At 39.2% G+C, this 17,477-nt stretch carries 11 protein-coding genes; 10 read left to right on the top strand and 1 reads right to left on the bottom strand.

All coding sequences use genetic code 11. The features are described 5' to 3' along the window. Positions 1 to 123: 123 nt before the first annotated feature. Positions 124 to 1,968 (bottom strand): glycoside hydrolase family 9 protein, encoded by a 1,845-nt coding sequence (locus KO502_RS15285; protein ID WP_216023437.1) that lies wholly within the window; start codon positions 1,966 to 1,968, stop codon positions 124 to 126. Positions 1,969 to 2,336: 368 nt separating this feature from the next. On the opposite strand from KO502_RS15285, the gene rplK reads away from it, so the two are divergent. The 10 genes from rplK to KO502_RS15235 all read left to right on the top strand — a co-directional run. Next, on the top strand, positions 2,337 to 2,765 hold the full coding sequence (gene rplK, locus KO502_RS15280; RefSeq protein WP_215972901.1) for a 50S ribosomal protein L11: 429 nt from the start codon (positions 2,337 to 2,339) through the stop codon (positions 2,763 to 2,765). 3 nt (positions 2,766 to 2,768) lie between these two features. Continuing rightward, complete coding sequence (gene rplA / locus KO502_RS15275) at positions 2,769 to 3,467, top strand: 50S ribosomal protein L1 (protein ID WP_216023436.1); 699 nt, start codon at positions 2,769 to 2,771, stop codon at positions 3,465 to 3,467. A 380-nt stretch (positions 3,468 to 3,847) separates the two neighbouring features. Further along, complete coding sequence (gene rplJ, locus KO502_RS15270) at positions 3,848 to 4,342, top strand: 50S ribosomal protein L10 (protein ID WP_216023435.1); 495 nt, start codon at positions 3,848 to 3,850, stop codon at positions 4,340 to 4,342. 147 nt (positions 4,343 to 4,489) lie between these two features. After that, on the top strand, positions 4,490 to 4,855 hold the full coding sequence (rplL, locus tag KO502_RS15265; RefSeq protein WP_216023434.1) for a 50S ribosomal protein L7/L12: 366 nt from the start codon (positions 4,490 to 4,492) through the stop codon (positions 4,853 to 4,855). 266 nt (positions 4,856 to 5,121) lie between these two features. After that, entirely contained in the window at positions 5,122 to 9,150 is a 4,029-nt protein-coding gene (rpoB, locus tag KO502_RS15260; protein ID WP_216023433.1) for a DNA-directed RNA polymerase subunit beta, read from the top strand. Between the two features lie 108 nt (positions 9,151 to 9,258). After that, entirely contained in the window at positions 9,259 to 13,482 is a 4,224-nt protein-coding gene (rpoC, locus tag KO502_RS15255) for a DNA-directed RNA polymerase subunit beta' (RefSeq protein ID WP_216023432.1), read from the top strand. Positions 13,483 to 13,911: 429 nt separating this feature from the next. Continuing rightward, positions 13,912 to 14,286 (top strand): 30S ribosomal protein S12, encoded by a 375-nt coding sequence (gene rpsL, locus KO502_RS15250; protein ID WP_011045492.1) that lies wholly within the window; start codon positions 13,912 to 13,914, stop codon positions 14,284 to 14,286. Between the two features lie 125 nt (positions 14,287 to 14,411). After that, complete coding sequence (gene rpsG, locus KO502_RS15245; protein ID WP_216023431.1) at positions 14,412 to 14,885, top strand: 30S ribosomal protein S7; 474 nt, start codon at positions 14,412 to 14,414, stop codon at positions 14,883 to 14,885. A gap of 245 nt (positions 14,886 to 15,130) precedes the next feature. Beyond that, positions 15,131 to 17,230 carry an elongation factor G gene (gene fusA, locus KO502_RS15240; RefSeq protein WP_216023430.1) on the top strand — a complete coding sequence of 700 codons (2,100 nt, stop codon included), beginning with the start codon at positions 15,131 to 15,133 and terminating at the stop codon, positions 17,228 to 17,230. A gap of 96 nt (positions 17,231 to 17,326) precedes the next feature. Then, a partial coding sequence (locus tag KO502_RS15235) for a GTP-binding protein (protein ID WP_252730722.1) occupies positions 17,327 to 17,477 on the top strand: 151 nt, incomplete at its 3' end.

Genomic DNA, 17,477 nt, shown 5'->3' with positions numbered 1-17,477 from the left:
GCTGAGTGGGAAAGAACTTAATCAAATTGGTATAAGCTTGTATTGATGTTTTCAATAGGGAAAGGCAGAAGTAGTATTTACGGGTTTAATTTATTATTTAACCCGTAAATAAAATAGCCTACCTTATTGCTCTGTCATCGCTGTGATAGCTAATAGATACCAAGCGGTATTTTCTAGGCGTTGTTGAAGCCAGCGCCAATTATTCTCATCTGGTCCTTCAGCCCATGTAATGCCATAACCATTTGGATCGAGTGTTGCGCCCGTAATGCCATTTGAAATACCGCCATTTAGCATGGTACCTGCACTAATAGCGTGTGGTGGATTATCAACACCAAATCCATATAGCATACTTACTTTGTATGGATTACTACCCATGATCCAATCGATTTGGCTTTGGGCAAAGTGAGCAACTTCATCGTTAACACCAAAAGTCCCCTGTCGATCGTTATGGGTTTGTTGCCCACCCCAAATTGCTGCTGTAGATAAAGATGCTATCCGAGAATTTTCACCTTGCCACCAGTTATTTTCATCGTTTACATGTGGCATAAAAAAGCCTTCTTGCTCTTTAGAGTAGATGTTATCTTGATAAACTTTAAAGTTTTGACGAGCTAAATTAAATGGGTTAGTTACCCTTGTGTTTAAAGCAAGTTGATAATCTAAAGCGAGCTTAATAGTGCGTTTTGTTTTGTTCTGAATTTTGAGAGTACGCTCAATGGTTAAATAATCAATTAATGCAATAATAGGCAAGCCTGCTTCAGCACCATGATAAAAAGGTCTCTCATTATCATCACTAGTAAAAAATCCTTGTGGTGTCATTCTATTATTTAATTTATGTGCACGTTGGCGAGCAACCTGGAGATATATACTTTTTTTAGTAATACGATAAAGTTCAGTTGCTGCTATAAGCGCAGTGTAATCGTCAATAATATTCTCTTTACCATTATCGAGATAAGTTAAATTATGTTGTTGTAAATGTGCAAAAGCACGTTCTGCATCAATTAAGTATTGTTTGGCTGAAAACTCTCCTTGTATACCTGTTTTATTACTTAACTCGTAGGCCCTTGCTAATGCAGCAATGGCAATGCCTGCACCTTCACGAAATGCAGCGGGATAATTATTTGTATAGACTTCTTCTGTATAGTCGTATGCGGCAATTAAGCGTTCTTCATCTAAGTCTTCGTTATTAAGGGTTTGACTGTTTAAAATATTACCGTAGAAATAACCGTCTTGATCCAGAATTCGATGTAAATAATCAGCTCCCCAGATAACTTCCTCTGCAAGAGCAGTGGTTAAATGATTTCTATCGTACAATGCACTTAATTTACTATAAGACTTTGCCATTGCCCAAGCGGCAAATGCTCCTTGCTGGGTAGCTAGAAAATTAGCGTGCTGAAAATCACTTAAATATTTATTTTGATTACTACCTGAATTTACCCAACCGCCAGAAACATCAACATAACGTTCAGTATTATTAATGCGGATTGCTTTATCTTGTGGATTAGTATGGCGACTCGCTTTAAAGTAATTAATTAATGATTTAGTTGTTAAGGTAAAATAGGCGTTTCTTTTAATAGTAAAACTAGCAGAAGTTACTTGTTGTTTTTGTGTGGTGACTACAACATGAAATTCACCACTACGTTGTACGGAAGAAAAATCAGCGAGATAATATTGCGCACCTTGCCCCCACTCGTTAAAAGTAGGCTGAGCATCAAGATTACCCTGATAAACAACATTACTACCTTGATAAACAATAAAGCGTCTGGCTGTTTCACCTATTGGTAAAGCAATAATCGCTTTTTTAGGAGCTAATATATCAAATGCGACTTGGTTAACATAAATATTTGCTTGAGTTAAGTCGGGTGGGTTGCTTGGCGGTAAAGATTTAGTACTACTACACGCTGATATAAACGCAAGCAGAGCAACAAGTACTAATTGATTAAAATGAGTTAATGCGGGTCTAACAGTCATATTAATGTATATCCATAATATCATATAAATAATTGTTACCCATAACATAGCCCATTGTATAGCGTTTGATAATAGCTAACTTATTAAAATAACTTTGCTTGAGGTGATATGGCGCTTGTTAGTGATTAAATATACTGTATGTATTAGCGTTTTAATTAAGAAAGAACTTGATATAACGTACTTGGTTAATATATAATCCGCTGCCGCTTATTTTTAGCGCGCACTAAATGCGTTTCAAAAGTTTATGTAAATAACACTTTTGAGGTGAATTTTGTAAAACAGGGAAGCGAAAATGTGATGTTAAATAGCTAATGCTAATTTAACACTATATAAATCGCGTTAATTACCCAAACACAAGGTATTTTAAAATGGCTAAGAAAGTCCAAGCTTTAATCAAGCTACAAGTTGCTGCTGGTGCAGCAAACCCGTCACCACCAGTTGGTCCTGCACTAGGTCAACACGGTGTTAACATTATGGAATTCTGTAAAGCGTTTAACGCAAAAACAGATTCTTTAGAAAAAAACGCTCCGGTTCCAGTAGTAATTACTGTATATAACGATCGTTCGTTTACTTTCGAAACTAAAACTCCACCTGCTGCTTATTTATTATTAAAAGCTGCTGGTGTTAAAAGCGGCTCTGGTCGTCCTAACACTGAAAAAGTTGGTACTGTAACTACAGCACAACTTGAAGAAATCGTTAAGACAAAAGAACCTGATTTAACTGCTGGTTCACTTGAAGCTGCAGTGCGTACCATTGCGGGTTCTGCTCGTTCAATGGGTTTAGTGGTAGAGGACTAATCAATGGCTAAATTATCAAAACGCGCTCGTCTTATCCGTGAAAAAGTAGACGCAACAAAAGAATACGATATCAATGAAGCAGTTGCTTTATTAAAAGAATTTGCTACAGCTAACTTCCGTGAAAGCGTTGACGTTGCAGTAAACCTTGGTATCGATGCACGTAAATCAGACCAAAACGTTCGTGGCGCTACAGTATTACCAAATGGTACTGGCCGTGATGTACGTGTTGCTGTATTTACACAAGGTGCAAACGCAGAGAAAGCTTTAGAAGCTGGTGCTGACGTTGTAGGTATGGAAGACTTAGCTGAGCAAGTAAAAGCTGGCGAAATGAACTTCGACGTTGTTATTGCTTCTCCAGATGCAATGCGTGTTGTAGGTCAACTAGGTCAAATCTTAGGCCCACGTGGTTTAATGCCTAACCCTAAAGTTGGTACAGTAACTCCTGACGTAGCTGGCGCTGTTAAAAACGCTAAGTCTGGTCAGATCCGTTACCGCAATGACAAAAACGGTATCATCCATACTACTATCGGTAAGGCTGATTTCGAAGCTGCTCAATTGCAAGAAAACTTAGAAGCATTGCTTGAAGCGCTTAAAAAAGCAAAACCTGCAAATGCTAAAGGTCAATACTTGAAGAAAGTTTCTCTTTCTACAACTATGGGTGCCGGCTTAGCCGTTAACCAAGCGAGCCTTTCTCAAGCTTAATATTTATTGGTAATTAATTACCGATAAATTCTTGAGTAAAGTTTCGAGTATTGAATCTTTACAAGGGGTAAATTATAACCTATAATTTCGCCCCTTAAATTTTGGTAGGAGTTGTGTACTTTTATAGTAAATGGTTAAGTTATTTATGACATAACGGTTAACTTTAAGTCACAGCCCCACATCCAAGACCGTAGGTGCAGTTAATTCTTCTGATTTAACCGCTTAATTTTACCTACGTAGATGGTGATTACCCAGATATTTCCTTAAATTTTCTGGTCCTCGCCGTAATGGCCTAGATAATAAGAAATTATTAGCTAGGGATTGTAAATACCGGTCTTATTATTAGAGATATACCGGTTTTAAACCAGGAGTTAAAGCCAATGGCTATCAATCTTGATGACAAAAAAGCAATTGTTGCTGAAGTTCAAGAAGCTGCTAGTGGCGCTCACTCAGTTGTAATCGCGGATGCCCGTGGTGTTACAGTTGAAGCAATTACTGTATTGCGTAAGCAAGCACGTGAAAATGGCGTATGGATGAAAGTTGTCCGTAACACATTAGCACGTCGCGCAGTAGAAGGTACTCCTTTTGAATGTGTTTCTGACGTATTCAAAGGTCCTTCATTACTTGCTTTTTCTAGTGATCACCCAGGTGCTGCTGCACGTTTATTCTCAGACTTCGCTAAAACTAACGAAGCTTTTGAATTAAAAGCAGCTGCATTTGAAGGTAACGCAGTAGACGTAAACATGTTAGCTAAGCTACCAACTTACGACGAAGCGATTGCACGTTTAATGAGCGCAATGAAAGAAGCATCTGCAGGCAAATTATGCCGCACGATTGCTGCAGTACGCGATCAGAAAGAACAAGAAGCTGCTTAATATTCTTACGCTTTGTAAGAGTTACCCTGCAATATATGCAGGTTAAATTAAGAAGATTCTTTAACATTATAGTTATTCAAACAATAGATAATGCGACTTTCAATAAAGAAAGCGTAATATTGTTTACTAAAAACAGGAAATTAAACCATGTCTCTATCTAAAGACGATATCCTAAACGCAATTGCTGAAATGTCAGTAATGGACGTTGTAGAACTAATTGAAGCAATGGAAGAAAAATTCGGCGTATCAGCTGCTGCAGCTGTTGCTGTTGCTGGCGGTGACGCTGGTGCTGCTGCTGCTGAACAAACTGAATTTGATGTTGTATTAACTAGCTTCGGTGAGAAGAAAGTTGCAGTAATCAAAGCAGTTCGTGGCGCTACAGGTTTAGGCCTTAAAGAAGCTAAAGATTTAGTTGAAGCATTAGGTACGCTTAAAGAAGGCGTAGAAAAAGCTGAAGCAGAAGAAATCAAGAAAGTTCTTGAAGAAGCTGGTGCTTCTGTTGAACTTAAATAATCTATTTTTAAACAGATTATTTGCCTGAAACGGCATGGCTGGTGATTTAAACGTCACCGGCCTTTTTGCGCTTTTGTTGTTAGTAAATAAGTGATATTTTTATATACTGATAATTTTCTATTAAGCGTTTAGGTACTTTTTCTAAATATTTAGAAAATTATCTAGTAATATTTAGACGTAAATATTACAGCATAACCTGTCTAACTGAGTTATATAGCATAACTCAGTAGGCAGATTTGGCCATAACCAGCAAGCTGAGGAACCCCATGGCTTACTCATACTTTGAGAAAAAGCGAATTAGAAAGGACTTTGGTAAAAGTGCACAAGTAATGGAATATCCATTCTTGTTGTCCATTCAACTCGATTCTTTCCGCAAGTTTATTGATATTGACGCAACAGGTGAAACCGGTCTAGAGGCTGCTTTTCGTTCTATTTTTCCAATCAAAGCTTATTCAGGTAGCTCAGAATTACAATATGTAAGCTATCGTTTAGGTGAACCATTATTTGACGTAAAAGAATGTCAAATACGTGGTGTGACTTATTCTGCACCATTACGCGTAAAATTACGCTTAGTGGTATACGATAAAGAAGCCGCAGCAGGTACTGTTAAAGATATCAAAGAACAAGAAGTGTACATGGGCGAAATCCCGTTGATGACAGATAACGGTACTTTCGTAATTAATGGTACTGAGCGTGTTATCGTTTCACAATTACATCGTTCTCCAGGTGTATTCTTTGATCACGATAAAGGTAAAACGCATTCATCGGGTAAAGTATTATATAACGCACGTGTTATTCCTTACCGCGGTTCATGGTTAGACTTTGAGTTTGATCCAAAAGATAACTTATTTGTACGTATAGATAGACGCCGTAAATTACCTGCGTCAATCATTTTACGCGCATTAGAATATTCTACAGAAGAAATTCTAGCGATGTTCTATGACACAACTAATTTCACCATTAAAGGTGATAAGTTGATCATGGATCTGATCCCTGAACGTCTTCGTGGTGAAACCGCTATTTTTGATATTTCAATCAAAAAAGGCGAGGTTCTAGTTGAATCAGGTCGTCGTATTACTGCACGTCACATTCGTTCTTTAGAAAAAGCGAAAGTTGACAAGTTAGAAGTACCAGCTGATTACATCGTTGGCCGTGTTTTATCAAAAGCCTACATCGACAAATCTACAGGTGAAGTGATTGCTGAAGCAAACGCTGAAATCACCTTAGAATTATTAGCCGAGCTTAGCCAAGCGGGCCATAAAGTATTATCTACTTTATACATGAACGAATTCGATGTTGGTTCATACATGTCAGACACTATTCGTGTTGACGGTTCAACTAACAAGCTTGAAGCGTTAGTTGAAATTTACCGCATGATGCGCCCAGGTGAGCCACCAACGAAAGATGCTGCGGAAACGTTGTTTAACAACTTATTCTTTGCTGCTGAACGTTATGACTTATCAACTGTAGGTCGTATGAAGTTCAACCGTCGTGTTGGTAATGCAGATGATATAGGTTCAGGAATCTTATCAAACGAAGATATTATTGCGGTAATGAAAACCTTAATCGACATTCGTGACGGTAAAGGTGAAGTTGATGATATTGATCACTTAGGTAACCGTCGTATACGTTCTGTTGGTGAAATGGCAGAAAACCAATTCCGTGTTGGTCTTGTTCGTGTTGAACGTGCAGTACGTGAACGTTTAAGTCTTGGTGACTTAGATGCGATCATGCCACAAGATTTAATTAACGCTAAGCCAATTTCTGCGGCAGTGAAAGAGTTTTTCGGCTCATCGCAATTGTCACAGTTTATGGATCAAAACAACCCGTTATCAGAAGTAACGCATAAGCGTCGTATCTCAGCATTAGGCCCAGGTGGTTTAACGCGTGAACGTGCTGGTTTTGAAGTGCGAGATGTACATCCAACGCATTACGGTCGTGTTTGTCCAATCGAAACGCCTGAGGGTCCAAACATTGGTTTGATCAACTCGCTTTCTTGTTACGCACGTACCAACGATTACGGTTTCTTAGAAACACCATACCGCAAAGTAATTGACGGTGTAGTGACTGATGAAATTGATTACTTATCAGCTATTGAAGAGGGTAACTTTGTTATCGCTCAGGCAAATGCTGAACGTGACGCTGATAATAAGTTAATTCAAGACTTAGTTAACTGTCGTCATAAAAATGAGTTTACCTTAAAAGTTTCTGCTGAAGTTCAGTATATGGACGTTTCTCCACAACAAATTATCTCTGTTGCGGCGTCACTTATCCCATTCCTTGAACACGATGATGCTAACCGTGCCTTGATGGGTTCGAACATGCAACGTCAAGCTGTACCTACCTTACGAGTTGATAAGCCGCTTGTTGGTACGGGTATGGAAAAAGTAGTAGCTGTTGACTCTGGTGTAACTGCCGTTGCCAAACGTGGCGGTGTAGTAAGCTATGTTGATGCTTCACGTATCGTGGTAAAAGTTAACGAAAATGAAATGCACGCTGGTGAAGCGGGTATTGATATTTACAACTTAACTAAATACACACGTTCAAACCAAAACACTTGTATCAATCAACGTCCAGTGTGTCGTATGAATGAGCCAGTGGTTCGTGGTGATGTATTAGCAGATGGTCCTTCAACAGATATGGGTGAATTGGCTTTAGGTCAAAACATGCGTATAGCATTCATGCCTTGGAATGGTTACAACTTTGAAGATTCAATGTTGTTATCTGAGCGTGTGGCAATTGAAGACAGATTTACTACAATTCACATTCAAGAATTAACTTGTATCGCTCGTGATACTAAGTTGGGTAGTGAAGAAATTACTTCTGATATTCCAAACGTAGGTGAGTCTGCATTATCTAAGTTAGATGAAGCAGGTGTTGTTTACATTGGTGCTGAAGTAAATGGTGGAGATATCTTAGTTGGTAAAGTAACCCCTAAAGGTGAAACCCAACTTACACCAGAAGAAAAACTTTTACGTGCTATTTTCGGTGAGAAAGCAGCAGACGTTAAAGATAGTTCATTACGTGTACCTAACTCTGTTAAAGGTACTATCATCGATGTTCAAATCTTTACTCGTGACGGCGTTGAAAAAGATGCACGTGCGATTGAAATTGAACAAATGCAACTTAAAGAAGTTAAGAAAGATCTTGGCGATGAATTAAGTATCTTAGAAGATGGTATTTACGCACGTACTAAGAAACTATTATTAGCTTCAGGTTTAAATGAGTCTGACTTAACTTCAATGTCTCGCGACAAGTGGTTAACACAGAACTTATCTGACGAAGGACAACAAGCTGAGTTAGAACAAATTGCTGAGCAATTTGACAATATCAAAGAAGAGTTTGATAAGAAGTTTGAAGTTAAACGTCGTAAGATCACTCAAGGTGATGATTTACAACCTGGCGTATTAAAAATTGTTAAAGTTTACTTAGCTGTTAAGCGTCATATTCAGCCTGGTGATAAAATGGCTGGTCGTCATGGTAACAAAGGTGTTATTTCAAACGTAGTACCTGTTGAAGATATGCCATACGATGAGCACGGTGTGCCGGTAGATGTTGTATTGAACCCGTTAGGTGTTCCATCACGTATGAACATCGGTCAGATCTTAGAAACACATTTAGGTATGGCTGCTCGCGGTGTTGGTGAAAAAATCAACCGTATGCTTGAAGCACAACAAGAAATTCACAAACTACGTAACTTCTTACAAGATGTTTACAACGTAGGTGAATCTCGCCAAGAAGTTGATGTTGCTAGTTTCTCTGACGATGAAGTTATCCGTTTAGCGGGTAACTTACGTGCAGGTTTACCTGTTGCTACACCAGCATTTGATGGCGCAGCAGAAAAAGAAATTAAAGAGTTATTCAAGCTTGCTGATATGCCAGAAAGTGGACAATTCGTATTAACTGATGGCCGTACTGGTCGTCAATTTGAGCGTCCTGTTACTGTTGGTTATATGTACATGTTAAAACTAAACCATTTAGTTGATGACAAAATGCATGCTCGTTCAACTGGCTCTTACTCACTAGTAACTCAGCAACCACTTGGTGGTAAAGCTCAGTTCGGTGGCCAGCGTTTTGGTGAGATGGAAGTATGGGCACTTGAAGCATACGGTGCTGCATATACTCTTCAAGAAATGCTTACAGTTAAGTCTGATGATGTTAACGGTCGTACTAAGATGTATAAAAACTTAGTTGACGGTGATCATCGCATGGAGCCAGGGATTCCTGAGTCATTCAATGTATTGTTGAAGGAAATCCGCTCGTTAGGTATTAACATCGAGTTGGACAAAGACTAGGTTTCTAACCAAAAGTCAGCCGAGTTTACTCTGAGGAGTAAACCGGTTAGTGAACAAGGCAAATGATTTTGCCTTGTTCTCAAAGTTTAACTCCGACAGGAGAAGTGTGTGAAAGATTTACTTAAGTTTCTTAAGCAACAGAATCAAACTGAAGATTTTGATGGTATCCGTATTGGATTAGCATCACCTGACTTAGTACGTTCATGGTCATTTGGTGAAGTTAAAAAGCCAGAAACCATCAACTACCGTACTTTTAAGCCAGAACGTGACGGTTTATTCTGTGCGCGTATATTTGGTCCAGTTAAAGACTACGAATGTCTTTGTGGTAAATATAAACGCTTAAAGCATCGTGGTGTTATCTGTGAAAAATGTGGCGTAGAAGTTACATTGACTAAAGTTCGTCGTGACCGTATGGGTCATATCGAATTAGCAAGTCCAGTGGCCCACATTTGGTTCTTAAAATCATTACCATCACGTATTGGTTTACTACTTGATATGACGTTACGTGATATTGAGCGTGTGCTTTATTTTGAATCTTATGTTGTTACCGAACCTGGTATGACAACATTAGAGAAAAGCCAAATTCTAACGGAAGAAGAATATCTTGATGCGTTAGAAGAGCACGGTGATGAATTCGATGCCTTAATGGGTGCTGAAGCTGTTTTAGCTTTACTACAACAAATAGATCTTGACGGTGAAGTAGCGCAAATGCGTGAAGAATTACCTGAAATCGGTAGTGAAACTAAACGTAAAAAAATTACTAAGCGTTTAAAATTAATGGAAGCATTTGCTGCTTCTGGCAACAAGCCAGAGTGGATGATCATGAATGTTCTTCCAATTTTACCGCCAGATTTACGTCCGTTAGTTCCTCTAGATGGTGGTCGTTTTGCGACTTCTGACTTGAACGATCTATACCGTCGTGTAATCAACCGTAACAACCGTTTAAAACGTCTTTTAGACTTAGTAGCACCAGACATTATCGTACGTAACGAAAAGCGTATGTTACAAGAGTCTGTTGATGCTCTATTAGATAACGGTCGTCGTGGCCGTGCTATTACGGGTTCTAACAAACGTCCTCTTAAATCTCTTGCTGATATGATCAAGGGTAAGCAAGGTCGTTTCCGTCAAAACTTACTAGGTAAACGTGTAGATTACTCAGGTCGTTCTGTAATCACCGTTGGTCCTACATTGAAATTACATCAATGTGGTTTACCTAAGAAGATGGCATTAGAATTATTTAAGCCATTTATCTACGGTAAATTAGAAGCACGTGGTTTAGCGACTACGATTAAAGCGGCTAAAAAATTAGTAGAACGTGAGGGCGCTGAAGTTTGGGATGTACTTGATGAAGTAATCCGCGAACATCCAGTTATGCTTAACCGTGCACCAACACTTCATAGATTGGGTATCCAAGCGTTTGAACCAGTGTTAATTGAAGGTAAAGCAATTCATCTTCATCCACTAGTTTGTGCGGCATACAACGCCGATTTCGATGGTGACCAAATGGCGGTACACGTACCGTTGACAATCGAAGCGCAAATGGAAGCACGTACGTTGATGATGTCAACGAACAACGTTCTAGCACCAGCAAACGGTGAGCCAATTATCGTACCATCACAAGATGTTGTATTAGGTCTTTATTACCTAACGCGCTTTTGTATCAATGGTAAAGGTGAAGGCATGGTCTTCATCGACGAGAAAGAAGTAGAAAAAGCATACCGTACTGGTGTAGCTGAACTTCATGCTCGTATAAAAGTTCGTATCACTGAGCATGTTAAAAATGCTGACGGTGAATGGGATGCAGTAACTACATTACGTGATACTACGGTTGGTCGTGCAATCATGTGGCAAGTATGTCCTAAGGGCTTACCTTTTGATCTTATTGATCAACCACTTGGTAAAAAACCAATTTCAAAATTGATTAACCATGCTTACCGTAACTTAGGTTTAAAGCAAACGGTTATGTTTGCTGACCAAATCATGTACACAGGTTTCCATTACGCGATGATCGCAGGTTGTTCTGTTGGTATCGACGATATGGTTATCCCAGATGCTAAGTACACTATCATCGAAGATTCAGAAGCGGAAGTTGCTGAAATTCAAGCACAGTTTGACCAAGGTCTTGTAACTGCGGGTGAGAAGTACAACAAAGTAATCGATATCTGGTCATCTGCTAACGAAAAAGTTTCGAAAGCGATGATGGACAACTTATCAAAAGAAACTGTGATCAACCGTGATGGGGAGCCGGAAGTACAAGATTCTTTCAACTCTATTTTCATGATGGCTGACTCAGGCGCTCGTGGTAGTGCTGCACAGATTCGTCAGTTAGCAGGTATGCGTGGCTTGATGGCTAAACCAGATGGTTCAATCATCGAAACTCCAATCACCGCTAACTTCCGTGAAGGTTTGAACGTATTACAATACTTCATCTCAACGCATGGTGCGCGTAAAGGTCTTGCCGATACAGCACTTAAAACAGCTAACTCGGGTTACTTAACTCGTCGTTTAGTTGACGTTGCACAAGATTTAGTTGTTACAGAGCATGACTGTGGTACGCACGACGGTTTATTAATGACACCATTAATTGAAGGTGGTGATGTTGTTGAACCATTACGCGAACGTGTTCTAGGTCGTGTAGTTTGTGAAGACGTATTCATTCCAGGTACTGAAGAGGTATTATTACCTCGTAATACCTTAATTGATGAAGCACTGTGTGACGTTATCGAAGCTAACTCAGTTGATCAAATTAAAGTACGCTCAATTATTACTTGTGAAACTGATTTTGGTATTTGTGCTAACTGTTACGGTCGTGATTTGGCTCGTGGACATATGATCAACCAAGGTGAAGCGATTGGTGTTGTGGCAGCACAATCTATCGGTGAACCAGGTACACAGTTAACAATGCGTACGTTCCATATCGGTGGTGCGGCATCTCGTGCTACTGCAGAGAACAGTGTACAAGTTAAAAATACAGGTCACTTGAAATTACAAAACGCTAAGTTTGTAACTAACTCAGACGATAACCTTGTTATTACATCACGTTCATCTGAATTAACTATTATCGATGAAATGGGTCGTGAGAAAGAGCGCTATAAAGTGCCTTACGGTTCAATACTTTCGAAGAATGATGGTGAAGAAGTTGCTTCAGGCGACACAGTTGCTAACTGGGACCCGCATACTCACCCTATTATCACGGAAGTGGCAGGTAAGGTTCAATTCGTTGACTTACTTGATGGCGTGACTATGGTTCGTCAAACTGATGAATTAACTGGTTTATCAAGCATTGTTATCACTGATGCTGCACAGCGTAATGCTACAGGTAAAGAAATGCGTCCAGCATTGAAATTACTTGATGCTAAAGGTAAAGAAGTAATGATTGCCGGTACTGAAATACCAGCACTATACTACCTACCAGGTAATGCTATTGTAAACTTAGAAGATGGTTCAGATGTTGGTGTTGGTGATGCGTTAGCACGTATACCACAAGCGAGTTCAAAAACTCGTGATATTACCGGTGGTCTTCCACGAGTTGCTGATTTATTTGAAGCACGTAAACCTAAGCTTCCAGCTATCTTAGCTGAGAAAACAGGTGTTGTTTCATTTGGTAAAGAGACTAAAGGTAAAGTTCGTCTATTAATTACACAGCCTAACGGTGATGTTTATGAAGAGATGATCCCTAAAACACGTCAATTAAACATCTATGAAGGTGAGCCAGTAAACAAAGGTGAAGTAATTGCCGATGGTCCTGAATCTCCACATGATATCTTACGTTTACGTGGTGTTGCACCAGTTGCTAACTACATTGTTAACGAAGTACAAGAAGTTTATCGTTTACAGGGTGTTAAGATTAACGATAAGCACATTGAAGTTATCGTACGTCAAATGATCCGTAAGTGTGAAATTCTTGATGCAGGTGATTCAGAGTTCCTTAAAGGTGAACAAGTTGAAGTGGCGCGCGTTAATATCGCAAACCGTGAACTTGAAGCTGCCGGCAAGCAACCAGCTGAATACGAAATGCAAATGATGGGTATTACTAAAGCATCATTAGCAACTGAGTCATTTATTTCTGCTGCTTCTTTCCAAGAAACAACACGTGTACTTACTGAAGCTGCTGTTGCAGGTAAGAAAGACGGTTTACGTGGCTTGAAAGAAAACGTTATTGTTGGTCGCTTAATACCAGCAGGTACTGGTTACTCGTACCATCAAGAACGTGCTCGCATGAAAGCTGCTGAATTAGAGCCGGAAGTTGAAATGACTGTTTCTGCAGACGATGCAGAAAAAGCATTAGCTGACGCATTAAATGCTGACTTACTTTCAGACGATAATGCATAACAAATTATAGAGCTTATCGCTCATATAATTAAAACGTTATGATAAAACCCGTACTTTGCAAAAGGTACGGGTTTTTTGTTTTTATCCTAGTCTGTTTTAAAAGAAAAGTTTCTTTTATACAAAACAACGATCATTTTTTAGTATTGTGATCGTTTAAAAGGATCGTTTTGTTAATATTCTATCTATAATCGCGCTATAAACTACATAAACCTTGACAGCTCAATGCTTGACCTATAGAATTTCGCGACCTTATATTCTGTACTCAGTGTACATAATGTAAAAAGTAACGTAAAAAGTGTGATTTATTCATATTTTATGATCAGAGATAAGGTAAATATTACGAGCGTGTAAACTTTTCCCATTGATTTAAAGTTTACACAATAATTTATCAAGGCTACTTTCCTTGGTAACAACTAATCAGGAGCTATAATGGCAACTATTAACCAACTAGTACGTAAACCACGTGTTAGACAAGTAACAAAAAGTAACGTTCCAGCGTTACAAGCTTGTCCACAACGTCGTGGCGTTTGTACTCGTGTGTATACTACTACACCAAAAAAACCTAACTCAGCACTACGTAAAGTTGCTCGTGTTCGTTTAACTAACGGCTTCGAAGTTACTTCATACATCGGTGGTGAAGGTCACAACTTACAAGAGCATAGCGTGATTTTAATCCGTGGTGGTCGTGTTAAAGATTTACCAGGTGTGCGTTACCACACCGTTCGTGGCGCACTAGATTGTTCTGGTGTAAGCGATAGAAGACAAGGCCGTTCTAAGTACGGTGCTAAACGACCTAAATCTTAAGTTTCCATCCTTTACCCCTTTCTTAATTGAAAGATGGTAAACGATCAAAACGTTAAGTAAGGCCAAATACACAAATTTTATATTTAGTTATTTTGGATTTATCCTGAATACTACGGAGAATTAAGATGCCAAGAAGACGCGTCGTAGGGCAACGTAAAATATTGCCAGATCCTAAGTTCCATAACGAACTTTTAGCAAAATTCATCAACATCCTTATGGTTGATGGTAAGAAATCTACTGCCGAAAAAATTGTATACGGTGCATTAGACATTTTAACTGAAAAAAACGGTGAAAAAACTCATTTAGAGCTTTTTGAAACTGCTTTAGATAACATCCGCCCATCTGTCGAAGTTAAGTCTCGTCGCGTTGGTGGTTCTACTTATCAAGTTCCAGTTGAAGTTCGTCCGGTACGTCGTAATGCTCTAGCCATGCGTTGGTTAGTTGAAGCAGCTCGTAAACGTGGTGAAAAATCAATGGCTCAGCGCTTAGCTAACGAAATGTTAGATGCGTCTGATAGCAAAGGTTCTGCGGTTAAGAAACGTGAAGACGTTCACCGTATGGCTGATGCTAACAAAGCATTCGCTCACTACCGCTGGTAAGATAGCAGTACTGATTGATTGTTTTACTTACTGTAAAGTAAGTACATGGCTAGCAAGAGTTTCTCTTGCTAGCCATACTCATTTTACAGACTAGCGCTTTTAGTTCTATTTTTGTAAAATAGCGTGTTAAAACTAAGTATTATTAATTAACTAATTGGCTGTAACGAGCATATTCGAATAGTTAATTAATAACATTTAACAACGATTACTTGTTTTAATAATGAGTAATGTAAGAGGATTTCATTTTGGCCCGTATCACTCCTATAGAGCGCTACCGTAATATTGGTATTTGTGCGCATGTAGATGCAGGTAAAACGACAACCACAGAACGCGTATTGTTCTATACAGGTCTATCTCATAAAATTGGTGAAGTGCATGATGGCGCGGCAACAATGGACTGGATGGAACAAGAGCAAGAACGTGGTATTACCATTACCTCTGCAGCAACAACCTGTTTCTGGAAAGGTATGGAAGGTCAATTCGACTCACACCGTATTAATATCATTGACACCCCTGGCCACGTTGACTTCACCATTGAAGTTGAACGCTCTTTGCGTGTACTTGATGGTGCAGTATTAGTACTTTGTGGCTCTTCAGGTGTACAACCACAAACTGAAACTGTTTGGCGTCAAATGGAAAAATATGCGGTACCGCGTATTGTTTTCGTTAACAAAATGGACAGAACAGGTGCTGATTTTTACTCTGTTGTAGAACAACTAAAAAACCGTTTAGGCGCCAATGCCGTTCCTATGTACCTACCTATTGGTGCAGAAGATGAGTTTGAAGGTGTTGTCGATTTAGTTAAAATGAAAGCCATCAACTGGAATGAAAGTGATCAAGGTATGACCTTCACTTACGAAGATATTCCAGCTGATATGCAAGAAGTAGCCGAAGAGTGGCGTGATAATTTAATCTCAGAAGCTGCTGAAGCTAATGATGATTTAATGGAAAAATATCTTGAAGAAGGTGAGTTAACTGAAGCTGAAATTAAAGCTGGTTTACGTAGCAGAACGTTAGCTAACGAAATCATTTTATGTAGCTGTGGTAGCGCCTTTAAAAACAAAGGTGTACAAGCGGTACTTGATTCTGTAATTGAATACTTACCATCACCTACTGAAGTTGCTGCTATCACAGGTATCAACGACGACAAAGATGAAACTATTGGTACTCGCCCTGCAGAAGATGATGCACCGTTTGCCGCACTTGCTTTTAAAATTGCCACAGACCCTTTTGTTGGCACCTTGACTTTCTTCCGTGTATATTCAGGTGTAGTTAAAACTGGCGATAGCATTTATAATCCTGTAAAGGGTAAAAAAGAGCGCTTAGGTCGTATCGTACAAATGCATGCTAATGACCGTGAAGAAGTTAAAGAAGTACGCGCAGGTGATATTGCTGCTGCTATTGGTTTGAAAGATGTTACTACTGGTGATACTTTATGTGATTCAGGTAATGTTATTACTTTAGAACGCATGGAATTTCCAGAGCCAGTAATCTCAGTTGCGGTAGAGCCGAGAACATTAGCAGCTCAAGAAAAAATGGGTATTGCCTTAGGTAAACTTGCTGCAGAAGATCCATCGTTTAAAGTAGCAACAGACGATGAAACAGGACAAACAATCATCTCGGGTATGGGTGAATTACACTTAGATATCCTAGTTGAACGAATGAAACGTGAATTTGGGGTTGAATGTAACGTAGGTAACCCACAAGTATCTTATAGAGAAACGATTCGTAGTACTGTTGAAGTTGAAGGTAAATTTGTACGTCAATCTGGCGGTAAAGGTCAGTTTGGTCATGTTTGGTTGAAAATGGAACCAAATGAAGAAGGTGCAGGTTTTGAGTTTATCAACGAAATTGTTGGCGGCGCAGTACCAAAAGAATTTATCCCTGCAGTGGAAAAAGGCTGTAAGGAACAAATGGATAGCGGTGTTTTAGCCGGCTACCCATTACTAGACATAAAAGTAACACTTTATGATGGCTCTTTTCATGATGTAGACTCTAACGAGATTGCATTTAAAGTAGCTGCATCTATGGGCTTTAGAAAGGGTGCGCTTGAAGCAAATCCTGTTATATTAGAGCCGATGATGAAAGTTGAAGTTACCACACCAGAAGCCAATATGGGTGATGTTGTTGGTGACTTAAACCGCCGTCGCGGTATGATAGACGGAATGGACGAAGGTCCAGCAGGTTCGAAAATTGTAAATGCATTGGTACCGTTAGCCGAAATGTTTGGTTATGCTACCGACTTGCGTAGTGCTACACAAGGCCGTGCATCTTACTCTATGGAGTTTCAGCAATATAGTGAAGCGCCGAAATTGGTAGCACAAAAAATTATGGAAACTCGTTAGAGAATCCATTAAAAATTTTTATATTTACATCTGGCAAGGTCATTTTGACTGCGCCTTTTAATTTAATAGTTTACTAAACTTTAAGGTAATTGAAAAATGGCTAAAGAAAAATTTGAACGTTCGAAACCACATGTAAACGTTGGTACTATCGGTCACGTAGATCACGGTAAAACAACGTTAACAGCTGCTATCTCTGCAGTATTAACTAAAGCACACGGTGGTGATGTTAAAGATTTCGCACAAATCG

The organism is Colwellia sp. E2M01, from assembly GCF_018860585.1.
Classification (GTDB): Bacteria; Pseudomonadota; Gammaproteobacteria; order Enterobacterales; family Alteromonadaceae; genus Colwellia.
Note: the sequence above shows the minus strand (reverse complement) of the source record. Positions and strands in the feature narration are given on the sequence as shown.